We start from the raw sequence: 14,053 nt of genomic DNA on the forward strand, positions 1-14,053 counted from the left end.
CCCGCATAGGCAGGCGTACTACAACGAGCTGGCCGAGGAACAGGCCGAGGAGATTATCGCTGACGGCCAGGATCTGTGGGAGGACACGGCGGACAAGGCCACCTCAACCCACGTCTACGTCGGCGCCAGCGATACGGAGGCGATGGTCATGCGGTTCATCTGGCCGAAGGACACCGTGCCTGCCGGGACGACCGTGACCTTCGACATGGGCGCCAACCAGGTGTTCGTCCCGCACACCGTGACATTCGCCGCGCTCCAACAGAATGGAAAGACCGTAGACTCCGGAACCCTGTTCCCGGCTTCCGCCGGCGGTCCCTCGACATTCGCAGTGACGTTTGACCAGACCGGAACATGGAACTACTTCTGCCAGTTCCACGACGACATGGGAATGGTGGGCAGCGTGACAGTCACCCCCACGCCCTGACCCCCTAACAGGGGATGCCTCAAATGAATTGAGCACCCTGGTCATAACAACATCCATCCGCTCAGTGCTGCAATCACCGCGAGAACCCAAGCGTGTATACAGTCTTGAGCGAAACCTGCTCTGAAGGTGGGCTGCCGTTTAGGGAGAGGCCTTACCGTTAAGAGCAAGATCCTGCTGTTGGGGGCGGGGCCTTACAAATGGGACAGGGCCGGCGGCAAAAGGTCGTCCATGAGACCGAGGACGCCCTCCCCCCCACCGCCGGCCCAAACCCCTCCCACCGGACACTAACCGGCGGGGCCTGCGTAATGACGCCGGAGCAGCGCGCCCGGATTGATGGAAAGGGGTCCGCGCGGCGAGCGTTTCGTCGGTGGCCGACGATCGAGATCGGGTACGAAGACGATCCGGGACCCTTCATGAACAGGATCGAGTTCCTCGTGACGGGTAAACGGGCCGTGGCTACCGCGGCGGCCGTGGCCGGAACGATTCTCAGCCGCCGGCCGTCCGGCACGAACATCCCGATGCCAAGCACATGGCGGCCGCCGGTCTTCCCGTCGGCCCCCGTGGAGCCGTCAGGGCATCTCGACTCCTGACATGGCTTCACGTGAACGGGGCCTGCCCGAGTTTGACGATCAGCGGGCGGACGAACAGCAGCGAGTCTACAGCCCGGTGCCGCCCTTCCACTCCCCTGCTGTCACGCGCTTGATGCTGGTCGAATGCGCCCAGCCAATGCGGTACTTATCGGAGGCGTCCAGCCACTCGATCAGGCCGCGGGGATCCCTTGGGAACCGCATGCTTAGGCAGTGTGACTCCCGGGTACCTAGCCGATACACCGCAAGGATGTGCCAGGGGGAGGGCTGTGATGGATGGGCTGGAGCGCGCTGGTCACGACTGGGCGCTGGAACTGCGCGCCGGTGTGATCCGCCTGCGGTGGGCGCGGGACCGGGCCGTGACTGAAGGTGCCGCCCGGGACATCATGACGAAGGTCAGCGCCCTCGTTTCCCGAAAGCGACGGCCCCTGCTCGTGGATGCAGCCTGGATGGAGGCGCTGCAATACAGAGCACGGACTGTGTTTGCCGCCAGCTGGCCCCTTACCCGGGTCGCGGTGATCGGGTCGACGCCGGTGGATGAGGTCGTTTTTGTCTTCTACGTCGCCCGGTACCAACCTCTCTGCACCACCCGGTACTTCACTTCGGAAGCGGACGCGGTGACATGGCTGAAGACGCCGGCCAAGGCCACGCCGCCAGTACCGCTCATCGGGGCCTGGGGCAGCAGTGGCTGAACCAGGGGTCGGCAACGGGCCCACAGATGACCTGGAACCCCAGCGAGATGCTGGATGCCCTGCTGGCCCCGGTCGAAAAGATGATCCGGGAGAGATTCACAGCCGGCCCACGGCATGCCGCGTATTGCCGTCGAGTCGGCTCTCAGCGACCGGCTCCGCACTGCACCGCCTGGTGGGCGGTTCATTGCGCAGGACATCCGGGCATGCTCGGCACGGATTTCCAGCTTATTACTGGACATCCTGCGAGGTCACAGGGGGTCGGGCAAGCTCGCTTGGCTAAGTTGCTGCCCTGCCGGGACTGTGGGCTTGGCGTTTCGTGAGGAATGAAAATCGGGGGACGAATTGAAGACAGCTGGAACACTTTGTGCAATGGCCATTGCACTCATCCTCTCCGGCTGCACAGGTCAGCCTTCGGCATCCTCCGGGGTGCAAACGCATCGCCTACGCCGTCTACACCCGTTTCGGCGTCGGACCGTCTGACCCAGGTGGCTGCCGCCCCGGCGAAGGAGGACAGCAACCCCAGCGTCGCTTCAGGGGAGCCAAACGGGAAGGTCCGTGGGCCGGACGCCCGGCGGGTCTCGCAGGCCACGGGGGTGCACGCCGGGATGTCGTATCCGGTCGTGCCCCACAGCTGTTCCAGGTGGTCCGCTGTCCCCGCCGGAGTGTCACCATTCATGCCGGGCGAAACCAGGAAGGGGTAGGCGCGGTTCGGGTCGTCATATTTGGATAGGGTTTGAAGGGCCTGGCTGGCCTGGAGGAAGGCGTCATCGCGACCTGTCAACAGGAAGGTTTGCACGCCCACGAGGCAGACCTTGCTGCTGTAGGGGTAGGAGTCGGTTCCTTCTGCGGGTGGGTGATCGCAGTCGGCATAGGCAACAATGGGCGTAGCACGCATCCTTCATACGAGAGGAACACGCCATGCCGGATCTCACCTCGTTGCTGTCCGGGTCAGGGCCGTGGCTGATCGTCATCGTCGCGGTGATCATGTTCATCGAATCCGGCGTCCTGTTCCCCTTCCTACCCGGGGACACACTGCTGTTTTCGCTTGGCGTCCTGGGCGCCGACCTTCCTGTTCCCCTGCCGCTCCTCGTTGCGGTCGCAGCCGGTGCGGCAATAGCCGGTAACCAGGTCGGCTACCTGGTCGGCAGAATTGTGGGAAGGCGCTGGTTCCGCGAAGATGCCAGGGTACTCAAGCTCAAGCACCTGCAAAGCGCAGAAGCGTTCTTCGAGCGCTACGGCGGCCGGGCCCTGGCCCTGGCCCGTTTCGTCCCGGTAGCCCGGACCTACACCCCACTCGTCGCAGGTGCTGCCCGGTACAGCCGCCGCTGGTTCCTGACCTGGAACGTGGTGGGCGCCGTCCTATGGACCGTCTCATTCGCCCTGGTAGGCATCTGGCTCGGCCACATCGAATTCATCGCCAAAAACATCGACGTTCTGGCCACGCTCCTGGTGCTCCTTTCGGTGATCCCCGTCGGTGTCGAAGCACTGCGCCGCCGCGGCCGTGCCGGGCAAGACGGACAAGATGCGGCCGGCAATTCACAGTGACAGGACGGAAGAGGACCAGGATAGGCACGTCGAATCGGCAGGCGCCACGGCTGCCCCGTTTCAGGTGAAGGCCGACGGTGGGCCCAACGTTCCTGGAGGGTCCGGTTGAAGCGTTCTGCTTTTGCAGCTGCCAGGGATGCCTGGACTTGATCGGGACGTGTTCGGCACCCAAGAGCGCCCACGCGGTTTGGAAGTTGCTGGAGAGCCGGTAGGTGAGAGTGTTGCCGGTCGTGACCCGTTGCACCGGTAGTCCGTGGGCCGAAATGCGGGAGTGGCCCCGGTGAGGTATCCGGCGCAGGTCGGGCCTTTCTCGTAGGGCAGGTCTTCCGCGTGGGCCAAACCGGAAGGGTCATCGACGGCCCACATGGAGGAAGTCAAAACCGCGACAACCGACCATTAGCCCTACGTGGAAGGGTGAAGCACCAGCGGCCCTACAAGCTGCCGCCAGGCCCCACCCCAACCCACGAACCCCGGCCGGACCTTATAGCAAGGCTGCTAGGGCCAGCAAACCACGTCGACAGTCCGTCTAGGCGGGAGGGGACTGAAGCCAGCGGCGGGCTGATCACCAGCCGAACTTCCTTTCGACTACACGCGAAAAGGGTTGCTGATTACCTATGGATGCAGTTTTACATCCCAGGCATCAGTCCGAGCTGCCCCATCATGGAGGCGACATCGGGGTGAGCCCGGAACGAAACGATCTTTCCCTCCCTGATTGAAGCAAAGTAGGTACCGGTTCCCACAACCGACTTGCCTGTGGCCGGAATTTCTTGGTCGCCCATGCGCAGTGGACCTGTGTTCGTGCCGGTGAACTCCACTTCCGCCGCCACCTCATCATCACTGACCACCCTGCGGGTGGTCTTGACGTGCATGTCGGGAAAAGCCGAGAACCATGCCTCCATGTAGGCCCGGACCTGCTCCCGCGTTTGGAAAGGCTCAGGGGCCATCACATCCGAAAAAGTGAACCCATCAGCCAGCAGGTCGGCGAACCCGGCCGTATCGTGCTTGTCCCAGGCCGCCATTCCACGGTCGTCCAGTTGCTCTACTTCAGCGCGTGACATCACACATCTCCTTCCTGGAATGTCCTGACGCGGACGATGCTAGACCTGCCCACCTGAGAATCAATGGGCCTTTAGACCCGAAAAAACTCATGCCCCGGCAGTCCCGCACAGCCCGAAAATTTGGAAAGGCCTAATCCTCGCGGCTGATTTCCAGAAAGCTGAGCCCGCTGAAGTCCAGCCAGAATCGGGTCGGCGTTTCCACCAAGCGCAGCAGCACTCCCTGGCAATCACGGTAGCGCACGACAATAACATCCGTGTCCGTGAAGACCGCGGCCTCGCCAACTGCACTTACTGATTCAATGTCTGCAGCGTCCGAGCGCGGCGATGACGTCGATGCGGAACACTTCGGAAAGGGCGCCGGCTGTAGCGTTCCCGGCCACGTACGAAATCGGGTTATGCAGTGTAGCCGCGATGTCCTTCCCGACCACAGAACAAAGCAGCGGGGCGCGTCTCCAGCCCATTAACCGCATTTTGGGCGACAAAGAATAGGGGACGGGCGACATACATCCCCTAGTGAATGAGACCGGGTCCCCCTCGTGAACACGTTGAAAACAGGGGACCTGAATGGGTATCGAAAACCCTTTGAGGCATTGCTGCGGGGGTGTATTTTTTGTCCACCGCAGGCCGCCGGAAATGGCAGGCCGGACCGCCCGCTGGCTGGGAGCACCGTTGTCTCGATGTGTTCGAGCGCTCTTATATCGTGTCAATACCCAGGAAACCCAACATGATCCAGCTAATTGCAAACTTTGTGGTCGCCGTATTCACGGCGTTGTTTCTTGCTTCGCCGCCTCTGGCGCTCGCTCAGGTTGTCAGCACTGACGGTCTGACAACCTACGCCGGCTGCCCCCTGGAACGCGTCGGCACTCAGCTGGTGCGGTGCGACAACCTCACCGGCGGAAACGTGTCGGCACCCGACTGGATACCGGAGCAGAAGTAGGTACTTCACCGCCCTCACGACACAATCACTGCCACAGGGTTCAGTTTGACGCCGCTTACGTTCCGTGCGGCTGCGCAGTCCCGTTATGAATTCTGGCAAGCGATCGGATCGATAGATAAATTTGCTTGATTTCCCGCAAATCCGCCATTACTGCGGAACGCTGATCCTGCACTAAACCCGGTTCGTCCCGGAAGTCCCTTTCCAAAGCATTGGAGATACTGCAATGAAACGCCTTTTTCCCGTCCTCACGTCCCTCATAGGTGCTCTATCACTGCCAATCGTCTCGGCTCCCCAAGCAACGGCCGCTGAGGACTTGACCTTAAACCTTCCGGCGGGCGAGGGGTGCAACTTCGCCTTGGACGTTTCGGGCACCGGATCCACGGCCCGCACACATGTGATTGAGGACCGCAATGGAGATGCTGGCATCATCATCCAGGCCGGGAAGGGCTACACGCTGACCTATACGAACGCGGACACCGGCAAATCCATTACCTTCGCGTCCAACGGAAGCGTTTCGAAAACCGTTATCGATCCCGACGCCGGCGTCCAAACCGTCCGGATCAGCGGCCACACGGGCCTGATCCTCTTCCCCACCGACATCCCTGCCGGCCCTTCCACCACCCAGTACATCGGAACCGTCGTCTTCACAATCGACCCCAATGGAGTATTCGACGTCCAAAGTGTCTCGGGCACCGCTGTGGATGTCTGTGCGGCCCTCACCTAATCGACGTTCGGGTCAATTTGCCAGCGCCATGCAGTGAACTGGTTCAGCCTCGGCGTCTATGCCAAGGCTGAACTCCAAGTCCTGCACAAACGCCACTTCGCACAGCTCTCTGGGACAAGAAGGAATACAACGAAAGGCTCAGTTATGACGCTTCTTCCCCGCTCGGTCCCTGCTGCGCCCGGACGCACTTCGGACAAGGGCATGACACGGATATTCTCGGCCATTATCGCCGGATGCCTGCTGATCAGTATGGTATCCGCGTCGCCCGTTCACGCTGCTGACCCGGATAGCACGGCGGCGGCTACCTGCAGTCGGCCCGCCTCCGACGCAGATGCCTTGTACATTCTGGCCAACATAGCTCCGGCCGGCGACGGACCTGCTCAGGCCTATTGGTGGAGCAAGACGGATCTCACCATCGGGGTATCAGCCCCTTCCACTGTAGATCCTGCGCAGTTCGCTGCCGTAGAGCAGGCCATAGTGACATGGCAGCAAACACTCGAAGCATGTCTGGCCGGTGCCGTAACACTCACTTACATACCGATCGCACCGGGTGATCGCGCCCAAACAGATATTGTGGTGCATCTCGTCCCCCACGCGGGGGGCTCCGCCTTCGGCGGACGAGCGGAGTGCGGACCCTCCGGTTGCAACAACGTCATTGTCAGCTACATCGGGCCCCCTGGGAGATATGAGGCAACCCCTGTCCCAGTCACCTCCAGCATGGCACTACACGAAATCGGGCACGCACTGGGCCTCGGGCACGCGACCAACCTCTACGTGTCGACCGACTTGATGGGCTATGGCTGGATCAACGCGGAATCCGGCAGGGTCGCCATTTCACAATGCGACGTAGACGCCCTGGCTTACATATGGGCATGGGCCCTGGACGGAGCAGACCCAACAGAACCGGACACGACCCTCTATCAATGTGACTGAGCTCATCTGGCACGACCGCAGCCAAGGAAGGACAGCTGAACAAAGGTCTTTCTCCTTGGCGGCAAGGCTGACCGCGGCACGTGGGGCAGAAGTTCGAGCGCAAATTCACAGATGGGTCCTGCTGCAGCGTTGGGGCGGACGGAAGGAAGACTCTCTGACGAGGCCGCGGTCGCAGCCGTTGTGCAGATCCGCTGGCCCGACGGGGAATGGTCGAAGGCCTACGGCGTGTGCGATCCTGAGAGCAGAACGCCGGCGGAGCCCACCGACCGGGTACAGATCGCAAGCGTCACGAAAACGATGACAGCAGTAGCGGTATTAAAGCTCGTGGAGGACCACCTCATCGGCCTCGACGATCCCGTCAATGACGTGATCGCCGGATTCACGTCCGCACTCAAGCCTCCGGCGCCGATCACCGTCAGGCAGCCTGCTCAGCCATACCTCCGGTATGCCCGAGGTCAACGATGCTCAGCCAAAAGACATTGACTTTCGGCCGGCGTTCTTCTCTCAACCGCTCACAATGGAGGGTGGATTACAGTTGGCCGGGACCCTCCCCTGGCCCGCGCCTAGCGTGGGTACTTTCAAGTACTCGAATACGAATTATCTGGCTCTCGGTCTGCTGATACAGGAACTGCGGCCCAAGGCTTTCACCCAGGTCATCCAGGTCATCCAGGAGGAGGTTTTCGAACCACTCGTTTGAAGGACACAAGCCTGGCACCCGTAGACCTCACGGCGCCCGGACTTCTGCATGGCTATGCCACCATTCGGGGTGACCGGGTCGATGTCACAGACAACACCGCCTGGGCAGGTAACACCGCTGGCGGGGCAACGTCCACTATCCCTGACGTGAATCTCTTTATGGGCGCGCTCCTTACCGGCCGGGCGGTCTCGCCCGCGTCGCTGCGGGAAATGAAGACGAGCCTTGGTTTCGCCTCCTACGGGTTGGGCGTGTGGGAACATGCGGACGGTTGCTCGAGAGAGTCGAGACACGAGGGCCTCGCCTCGCTCTGGGGCTATCAAACGACAGCCGTCAGCAGCGCCGACGGGCGATACGTGGCAACTTTGACTGTGACGGTGCCGCCGCTGCCGACTGGGCTCGAGGACCCAGCTGCTGAGGAGAAATGCGACTTCATGAACGGCCGGATGGAGTCCACCCTGAACGAGGTCTAAGACCCCCTGTGCAAGCCAGTCCGCTGACAAAGCACTCAACAATCAGTCATCCGGCGACTCCACGAACGCGGCTATCGATGCTGCGCTCGTGCGAGCCGGCGTTTAGCTCCGGCATGTCGTCAAGGAAGAGGGTCCGGGGATCCAGGCCCGCTGCTTCGAGGATTGGCCTAGTCAGCGCGGGCGCGTCCGCCCGGAACGACACGGCTGCTGTGACTTCGTCTTCCTGGTCAAGATGGATGCATCGGAGGGGCGGATCGTGCGCCACACGCTGACGTAGTCCTCGGGAATCACGGTGTCGCCGTGGAGGTGAACGAAGTCGTCCTCGGTGGCGGCCATGGGCTTCCGTTCCTGAAGTTGGGCAAGAAAGCACTATAGACACACTCCTGTCCCTCACACTGAACTCTTAGACAGAGCCCCTCTGCTGCTTAGCCGCCAGCCCAGTGGCTAAAGTTGCCACCGCCTACAGCACGTTCGTCGTCGTCTTTGCCGCACCCAAGACAGCGCCTATACAGCCGGCCGTCTTCGGAACGTTCGACATGCCATTTGTGCCGAATGTTCAGTTTGCACAGCAGTGCCTGGAACATGGTCTTCTCCGATCGTTGAGCACCCGACGAATCAATGATGGCCCTCGTCAAGCCCCGGCGGAGCAAACGATGCTGGTATGTCACTGCGAGCCGAGAACCAGCAAAATGAACCTCACTGAGGGAAGGCGAGGAAGCCGGCGGAGTCATTCGCGCCGAGTAGGCCGTGATGGAAGGCGATAGCGTCCACAGGCCGGGTATCCACAAACAGGATCGCCACCTCCCCGCAGTGAATGACGGTGTACTGGACGGTCCCGCCAGCCAAGAGTGGATACCGGTGAACCCGTCGACAAACAACCCGTCCGCGAACGGTGCCGCTCCGCTACCAGGGTGTCAGTCGGGGAAAAGATCAACCCGTTGCGTCCTTGACCTAAACCCCAAGCTGACGTCAGGATCGCCTGACCTGGGAGGACGTGGGCTCTGCGCCGGGCTTTTCACTTGTTCTTAAACGTCCGACGCCGTTGAAACGTGTGGCATGGGCGCCCACCCCGAGGCTCGCTTCATTAATTCCAGAGTCCGTAGCCTATGTCTCTGTTCTCGAGCTTCTCCGACCAGGTTCCCTTCCTTTGGACTGTCAGGGTGGGATCTGAGAACATCAGGAGCCGATGTCAGACAAGGGGATTCCCGCTCTTTTTTGGCGCCAGCACACCTGAAGCTGGCTGCTTCGACTCATGGGAACGTCTGGTCCTTTGGCGCGGGACGATCAGGTTGAACTGCCTACCGGCATCTACGACCTGGTCCGCGACGGGCGAGACATAGCGAGTTCTATTAGGTTCTAAGAAAATCCTTATTTCGTAGTAGAACTTGCTATCTTTGGTTCATGCAGTTGGAACTCAACCCATACAACCCCGGTTCCGGGGCGCAGCCGATGCACTTGGCTGGCAGGGATGCCGAGATCGCGGCGTTCGATCTCTTGATCGTCAGAACAAAAAGGCATCTCCAGGCCCGCCCTCTGGTGCTCTCGGGTCTTCGCGGAGTTGGAAAGACAGTCCTACTGCGCAGGCTCAAAGGGCTGGCAGATCACCACGGGTGGATTACCATCAAGCTCGAGGCCCGCAGGGGCGAAAGCGCCCAACAGGAAGCACGCAAAGTCATCGCCGCGGAGCTGCAGAGCGCGGCCCGAAAGCTGATGCCGCTCATACAAACCGGGGACTCTGTCCGCAAAGCGCTATCAACGGTGACATCCTTCACCGCGACGGCAGGAGTCAAAGGAATCTCCCTCGGCGTCGGACTGGATCCCACCAGGGCCTCGACTGGGCATCTGGAGATTGATTTCAGGGACCTCGTCGAGGACCTCGCCACAGCGCTTAAGAAACAACGCAGCGGCTTCGCGATTTTCATCGATGAGATGCAGGACCTCGATGACGAACTGTTGGGGGCATTGATTGCAACCCAGCATCACGCAAACCAAGAACAGCTGCCGTTCTTCGTTATCGGAGCCGGTCTTCCGAACCTGCCCGGGCGTCTAGCGGAAATCCGCAGCTACGCCGAAAGGGCCTTCGACTACCGGATCATCGGCAAACTGGCCCCCGACGCCGCCAGAGATGCATTGACCCAGCCGGCAGCCTCTGTTGGACAGCAGTACTCCCCCGAAGCCTTGGACCTCATGATTGAGGCCTCGGGGATGTATCCATACTTCGTCCAGGAATTCGGCAGTGCCATGTGGGAATCAGCCCTCAAAAGTCCCTTCACACCCGAGGACGCCGACGCGGCAATTACCCTCGGCCGGGAAAAACTCGATGCCGGCTTCTTCGTCGCCAGATGGCAACGCGCAACGAAAGCCGAGCGCCGGTTCCTCCATGCCATGGCCCAGGACGGTAAAGGCCCTTCCAGCACCGGCGACATAGCCGCCAGGATGGGCAAAAAGCCGACAGCCTTGGGACCTGCACGAGCCACCCTCATCGACAAGGGACTTATCTACTCCCCCGAATACGGGCACGTCGCATTCACAGTCCCCGGCATGGCAAGCTTCATCGCCCGACAAGAACTTCCGGACTAGCCGCCATGACCGGGCAATGACACCGGCAAAAACGGGTTAGGACACGGACCACTCCCCCAGCTTGACGGAATCTCCATTATCGGCCCCACAAAAGACTCGGGGCATCTGAAGCACTGACGCCAGCGCATCCGTCACCCCCGCTATCGGGGCGCCGTCAGAGTTCGCGGCCATTCCCCCCCAGCAAGCAGGCCTGAAATGCCTGTACCTCGCAACCCGGGCACTGGACCCCACAGGCCAAGGCAGGGCACGATGGGCCCCACGATGGAAGCCGACACTGAACGCCTGCCATCAGTTTCGACGGAAGAATCAACTAAATGCCAACCGCGAATCCACCGAAAATCCGACAATCCCGGGTGCGGCTCCTCACGGAAACGGTCGTTTTGATGGCCGGGATCAGTCGCGTGCGCAGCCAACGTCTCGTGCATACTGACTGGTCTGTCTGCTTTTCGTATAGTGTCTGCTTGTGATGGCCCACACATATACCTTGCCGCGCACCAGCGACGCTGCCGCCTCTGCTCCCCCACGCCTTGCCTCGGGTGGCGCCAGGGAACGCATCCTTGATGCCGCCTACGAGCTGTTCCTGCACCGGGGCATCCGCGATGTTGGTATCAATGAATTGATCTCACGGGCCAGGGTCGCGAAAGCAACCTTCTACGCGCACTTCACTTCGAAGGATGAACTGGTCCTTGCGTACTTGGAGCGCTGCCACCACGACATGACGGTTGAGGGGATCATCGCGGACACCGGAAGACGGACCGAGGACCCCATCGACCGATTGTTGGCTATTTTTGATGTCCTGGACGGGTGGTTCCGCCAGGATGACTTTCAGGCCTGCGCCTTCGTCAGCACGATGCTGGAAATGGGTCCCGCCCATTCCCTGGGAATTGCATCAATCGATTATCTGGCGCAGGTCCGGGCCTTCATACGGGCCCTGGCCGTGGAAGCCGGCCTTGAACAACCCGACGTTTTCGCCCGCTCCTGCCACATCCTGACAAAGGGTTCGATCATTTCAGCGGTCGAGGGAGACCGTGAGGCAGCCGTCTTCGCCAAACGGATGGCCGCTTCCCTCATCCGCGACCACGGAGGTGAGGCCCCGATGGCCCCCTGACGCTTCATCACCTGCGCACATTGGTCTCCGTTCTTTTGGCGGTTCAAAGATGCTGCCCCCTTATCCACAATTCCGTTGAAGGAACAGGAGCTAGAGATGGAAACCCAGGACTACATCCGTTTTGTTCAGGAATGCATTGCCGCCGATACGGTCGATGACCACATACTCAGCGAAGACCAAATCTACGGCCTGTACCTGTCTTGGTGCGCACTGCACGAACAAACCCCCGGGCCGTGCGAGTCGTTTTGGGCAGCGATGTCCGGTCAAGGCATCCACGAACGACGCGCTAACAACCACCGGAGCATACGGCCCGGACTTCGGATGACCGGTCCGGCCGCTCTGGACTACATCCTCGCCAGCCAACCAAGTCTGGTCTGACGAAGGCCTCTGCCAAAGCAGGAGCGTAAAGCTGACGGGCTCGACCAAGATACTCTCGTTGCCGGTGTCCGATGAAATGGAGTGCCGCTAGTGAAAGGGACACCCATGTCAAGCAATCTGCGGATCACCCCGGCCGACCCGTTTCCCGAGGATCTGGAAACACTCAAAGACGAGAAATTGCAGGTACTCGACAGCCAGGTCCAACGCCAACTCGACCACGAAATCGTCACCGAGGGTGAGTCTCACCCGGAGACCGAGTTCCGCCACTACGAGCTTGATGCGGAGTTCGAGCAACGCGAGGACTAATCCGCTGCTCGTGCCTCCTAACGGCTCGTTCTAATACCGCCGTGCCCCCCCCGACCGGACGACCGCTGTAATACTTCCGTCCCGCACAGAGGCCTTCATAGCTGTCAGAGCGCGGGCGCTTCCGCGAAGGGGGCCCTGCCGCCGAACTGCTGCAGCGACAGGACCTAAGGCATTGCCTTTGAATCGCCGCACTCTGCTACACGACCTCCTCAGTGTCGCTTCTGCTCCCCCGCAGCTCCAAACCGGATTGAGGAATGCTGCTCTCGCAGGCTCCGCACCCAGGCTTCCACTTCACCCTGAAAACCACGTCCAGGCCCCGCGCAGACCGAAGGTCTGTACTCAGCTCATGCCCGACATGAATTCCTGGCCCACCGGCCGCCTCCTTTCAACCGCGGGCAGGCTCGTCGAGCATTCCTGGAACGAGAAACTGGCCGATGCCGGGCTCACCCACGCCGGAGTGATAGCCCTGGATGTACTATCCAGAGCGGAGGAGCCCATGAGCCAGACGAAAATCGCCCAAAGGGTCCGTGTGCAGAACCAGACAATGGGCAAGACCTTGTCCCGCCTGGAGGCATGGGCCTACATCTGCCGAGAGCCCAGCCCTTCTGACCGCAGAAGCCAGGTCGTCTCCATCACCGACCTCGGCGCCCGGGTGATCAACGAAGTCAGTGACGTGGACCGCACACTATTGACTCATACGGCAACAGATGGCGGCAGGCTCCGCAAGGAACTGCAAACCATCGTTCGCGTGCTCGCCTCCCGCTCCAACGAAATCAAACCCGAGAACCCATAACTACGCGCCCCCAAAGCGGAGCGGCTGTCCCCGACATCGCTCTGACTTGCCTCATAAACAAGGTGCCTCCCCAGGGGAGGGACTGTAAGAAAAACGGTGTGTGAGGGTCCAGCCTGATCCGAAAGGAGACGGCCGTGTCAGAGTCCACGACCGAGATGACAGGGGTGATGATCGATCCTGTGACGGGAGAGATCATCGATCAGAAGGAGCTCGCGGAGCGGTTGCTCGCGCAGGCCAAGGAGCAGGGTGTGAGCCTGGTGGGCCCTGGCGGGCTGCCGAAACCATCGCCGACCCGGCTGCCGCCCGCGATTTTAGAATCACACGCGCACAAGGTTATTTATTGCGGTCGTAGTTCTTCAAACCGCCGCAGGGAGCCCCTACGAGCATGGGGCATGTAGTGGTCCTGTCATTACGACCAGGAGATATATGAGCCGTTTGGGCTCCAGTGAATGACGCCTCCTTGGTAGTTTTGGGCAACGCTGCCGTCGTTGCCGGTCGGGTATTCGTCACTTGTGGGATAGCCGAGGCGGCCTGATTCGTATCCTGTGGAGGCCCAGATCGAACGGATGGGGCCTGCGGAGGCGTGTGCTCCTGTTGCCGGGGACCAGACGATAGCGCCGCCTTGGTAGTTCTGGTACACGCCGCCGTCCCGCAGTCCGGGGACTTGATCGGTGACGGGGTACTCGAGGACACCGTTTTCGTACCCGGTTGCCGCCCATTCATTCCGGATGGGGCCTGCGGAGGCGTGTGCTCCTGTTGCCGGGGACCAGACGATAGCGCCGCCTTGGTAGTTCTGGTACACGCCGCCGTCCCGCAGTCCG

18 protein-coding genes and 2 pseudogenes are annotated in these 14,053 nt (G+C 61.1%); 15 read left to right on the forward strand and 5 right to left on the reverse strand.

The annotated features are described in order from the left end of the window. The coding region (locus tag AB0313_RS20925; protein WP_366308132.1) for a plastocyanin/azurin family copper-binding protein at nucleotides 1-424 on the forward strand (424 nt) is incomplete at its 5' end. A 656-nt stretch (nucleotides 425-1,080) separates the two neighbouring features. Here the strand turns inward: AB0313_RS20925 and AB0313_RS20930 are convergent. After that, the gene (locus AB0313_RS20930) at nucleotides 1,081-1,215 is read right to left on the reverse strand and encodes a hypothetical protein (protein WP_366308134.1); all 135 of its coding nucleotides are present in this window, start codon (nucleotides 1,213-1,215) and stop codon (nucleotides 1,081-1,083) included. A gap of 65 nt (nucleotides 1,216-1,280) precedes the next feature. On the opposite strand from AB0313_RS20930, the gene AB0313_RS20935 reads away from it, so the two are divergent. Then, the gene (locus tag AB0313_RS20935; RefSeq protein WP_366308136.1) at nucleotides 1,281-1,703 is read left to right on the forward strand and encodes an STAS/SEC14 domain-containing protein; all 423 of its coding nucleotides are present in this window, start codon (nucleotides 1,281-1,283) and stop codon (nucleotides 1,701-1,703) included. 382 nt (nucleotides 1,704-2,085) lie between these two features. Here the strand turns inward: AB0313_RS20935 and AB0313_RS20940 are convergent, their stop codons facing one another. Next, on the reverse strand, nucleotides 2,086-2,598 hold the full coding sequence (locus AB0313_RS20940; RefSeq protein ID WP_366308138.1) for a hypothetical protein: 513 nt from the start codon (nucleotides 2,596-2,598) through the stop codon (nucleotides 2,086-2,088). A 23-nt stretch (nucleotides 2,599-2,621) separates the two neighbouring features. On the opposite strand from AB0313_RS20940, the gene AB0313_RS20945 reads away from it, so the two are divergent. Next, nucleotides 2,622-3,248: a VTT domain-containing protein gene (locus AB0313_RS20945; protein WP_366308140.1), complete on the forward strand. Its 627-nt coding sequence runs from the start codon at nucleotides 2,622-2,624 to the stop codon at nucleotides 3,246-3,248. Nucleotides 3,249-3,874: 626 nt separating this feature from the next. Here the strand turns inward: AB0313_RS20945 and AB0313_RS20950 are convergent. Beyond that, complete coding sequence (locus AB0313_RS20950; RefSeq protein WP_366308142.1) at nucleotides 3,875-4,306, reverse strand: ester cyclase; 432 nt, start codon at nucleotides 4,304-4,306, stop codon at nucleotides 3,875-3,877. A gap of 130 nt (nucleotides 4,307-4,436) precedes the next feature. Then, entirely contained in the window at nucleotides 4,437-4,736 is a 300-nt protein-coding gene (locus AB0313_RS20955) for a DUF6510 family protein (protein ID WP_366308170.1), read from the reverse strand. A 294-nt stretch (nucleotides 4,737-5,030) separates the two neighbouring features. On the opposite strand from AB0313_RS20955, the gene AB0313_RS20960 reads away from it, so the two are divergent. The 12 genes and pseudogenes from AB0313_RS20960 (at nucleotide 5,031) to AB0313_RS21015 (ending at nucleotide 13,630) form a co-directional block, all read left to right on the forward strand. Then, nucleotides 5,031-5,243: a hypothetical protein gene (locus AB0313_RS20960; protein ID WP_366308144.1), complete on the forward strand. Its 213-nt coding sequence runs from the start codon at nucleotides 5,031-5,033 to the stop codon at nucleotides 5,241-5,243. 223 nt (nucleotides 5,244-5,466) lie between these two features. After that, nucleotides 5,467-5,967 carry a hypothetical protein gene (locus AB0313_RS20965; RefSeq protein ID WP_366308146.1) on the forward strand — a complete coding sequence of 167 codons (501 nt, stop codon included), beginning with the start codon at nucleotides 5,467-5,469 and terminating at the stop codon, nucleotides 5,965-5,967. A 1,044-nt stretch (nucleotides 5,968-7,011) separates the two neighbouring features. Further along, a complete protein-coding gene (locus tag AB0313_RS20970; protein ID WP_366308148.1) occupies nucleotides 7,012-7,383 on the forward strand; it encodes a serine hydrolase in 372 nt (123 codons plus the stop codon). Continuing rightward, nucleotides 7,346-7,597, forward strand: coding sequence for a hypothetical protein (locus AB0313_RS20975; RefSeq protein ID WP_366308150.1), 252 nt, complete (start codon nucleotides 7,346-7,348; stop codon nucleotides 7,595-7,597). The genes AB0313_RS20970 and AB0313_RS20975 overlap by 38 nt, the downstream gene beginning before the upstream one ends. A 158-nt stretch (nucleotides 7,598-7,755) precedes the next feature. Further along, nucleotides 7,756-8,067, forward strand: coding sequence for a hypothetical protein (locus tag AB0313_RS20980; protein WP_366308152.1), 312 nt, complete (start codon nucleotides 7,756-7,758; stop codon nucleotides 8,065-8,067). 1,401 nt (nucleotides 8,068-9,468) lie between these two features. Then, nucleotides 9,469-10,647: an AAA family ATPase gene (locus AB0313_RS20985; protein WP_366308154.1), complete on the forward strand. Its 1,179-nt coding sequence runs from the start codon at nucleotides 9,469-9,471 to the stop codon at nucleotides 10,645-10,647. Nucleotides 10,648-10,779: 132 nt separating this feature from the next. Beyond that, nucleotides 10,780-10,930: pseudogene (locus tag AB0313_RS20990) on the forward strand (IS256 family transposase); the annotation flags it as partial. 183 nt (nucleotides 10,931-11,113) lie between these two features. Continuing rightward, a complete protein-coding gene (locus tag AB0313_RS20995) occupies nucleotides 11,114-11,755 on the forward strand; it encodes a TetR/AcrR family transcriptional regulator (protein WP_366308156.1) in 642 nt (213 codons plus the stop codon). A 96-nt stretch (nucleotides 11,756-11,851) separates the two neighbouring features. Then, nucleotides 11,852-12,133 carry a hypothetical protein gene (locus tag AB0313_RS21000; protein WP_366308157.1) on the forward strand — a complete coding sequence of 94 codons (282 nt, stop codon included), beginning with the start codon at nucleotides 11,852-11,854 and terminating at the stop codon, nucleotides 12,131-12,133. Between the two features lie 105 nt (nucleotides 12,134-12,238). Further along, a complete protein-coding gene (locus AB0313_RS21005; protein ID WP_366308158.1) occupies nucleotides 12,239-12,439 on the forward strand; it encodes a hypothetical protein in 201 nt (66 codons plus the stop codon). A 346-nt stretch (nucleotides 12,440-12,785) separates the two neighbouring features. After that, nucleotides 12,786-13,232 (forward strand): MarR family transcriptional regulator, encoded by a 447-nt coding sequence (locus AB0313_RS21010; protein ID WP_366308160.1) that lies wholly within the window; start codon nucleotides 12,786-12,788, stop codon nucleotides 13,230-13,232. Between the two features lie 134 nt (nucleotides 13,233-13,366). After that, complete coding sequence (locus AB0313_RS21015) at nucleotides 13,367-13,630, forward strand: hypothetical protein (RefSeq protein WP_366308162.1); 264 nt, start codon at nucleotides 13,367-13,369, stop codon at nucleotides 13,628-13,630. Between the two features lie 11 nt (nucleotides 13,631-13,641). Here AB0313_RS21015 and AB0313_RS21020 read toward each other — a convergent pair. Then, nucleotides 13,642-14,053: pseudogene (locus AB0313_RS21020) on the reverse strand (hypothetical protein); the annotation flags it as partial.

This window comes from Pseudarthrobacter sp. NPDC080039 (assembly GCF_040702335.1).
Lineage (GTDB): Bacteria > Actinomycetota > Actinomycetes > Actinomycetales > Micrococcaceae > Arthrobacter > Arthrobacter enclensis_A.

Excerpts from the sequence above, each read along its gene's own strand:
- AB0313_RS20940 (WP_366308138.1), bottom strand. The coding sequence starts at position 2,598 with ATGCGTGCTACGCCCATTGTTGCCTATGCCGACTGCGATCACCCACCC.
- AB0313_RS20965 (WP_366308146.1), top strand. The coding sequence starts at position 5,467 with ATGAAACGCCTTTTTCCCGTCCTCACGTCCCTCATAGGTGCTCTATCA.
- AB0313_RS21010 (WP_366308160.1), top strand. The coding sequence starts at position 12,786 with ATGCCCGACATGAATTCCTGGCCCACCGGCCGCCTCCTTTCAACCGCG.
- AB0313_RS20930 (WP_366308134.1), bottom strand. The coding sequence starts at position 1,215 with ATGCGGTTCCCAAGGGATCCCCGCGGCCTGATCGAGTGGCTGGACGCC.
- AB0313_RS20945 (WP_366308140.1), top strand. The coding sequence starts at position 2,622 with ATGCCGGATCTCACCTCGTTGCTGTCCGGGTCAGGGCCGTGGCTGATC.
- AB0313_RS20980 (WP_366308152.1), top strand. The coding sequence starts at position 7,756 with ATGGGCGCGCTCCTTACCGGCCGGGCGGTCTCGCCCGCGTCGCTGCGG.
- AB0313_RS20995 (WP_366308156.1), top strand. The coding sequence starts at position 11,114 with ATGGCCCACACATATACCTTGCCGCGCACCAGCGACGCTGCCGCCTCT.
- AB0313_RS20960 (WP_366308144.1), top strand. The coding sequence starts at position 5,031 with ATGATCCAGCTAATTGCAAACTTTGTGGTCGCCGTATTCACGGCGTTG.
- AB0313_RS21005 (WP_366308158.1), top strand. The coding sequence starts at position 12,239 with ATGTCAAGCAATCTGCGGATCACCCCGGCCGACCCGTTTCCCGAGGAT.
- AB0313_RS20950 (WP_366308142.1), bottom strand. The coding sequence starts at position 4,306 with ATGTCACGCGCTGAAGTAGAGCAACTGGACGACCGTGGAATGGCGGCC.
- AB0313_RS20970 (WP_366308148.1), top strand. The coding sequence starts at position 7,012 with ATGGGTCCTGCTGCAGCGTTGGGGCGGACGGAAGGAAGACTCTCTGAC.
- AB0313_RS20985 (WP_366308154.1), top strand. The coding sequence starts at position 9,469 with ATGCAGTTGGAACTCAACCCATACAACCCCGGTTCCGGGGCGCAGCCG.
- AB0313_RS20975 (WP_366308150.1), top strand. The coding sequence starts at position 7,346 with ATGCCCGAGGTCAACGATGCTCAGCCAAAAGACATTGACTTTCGGCCG.
- AB0313_RS21000 (WP_366308157.1), top strand. The coding sequence starts at position 11,852 with ATGGAAACCCAGGACTACATCCGTTTTGTTCAGGAATGCATTGCCGCC.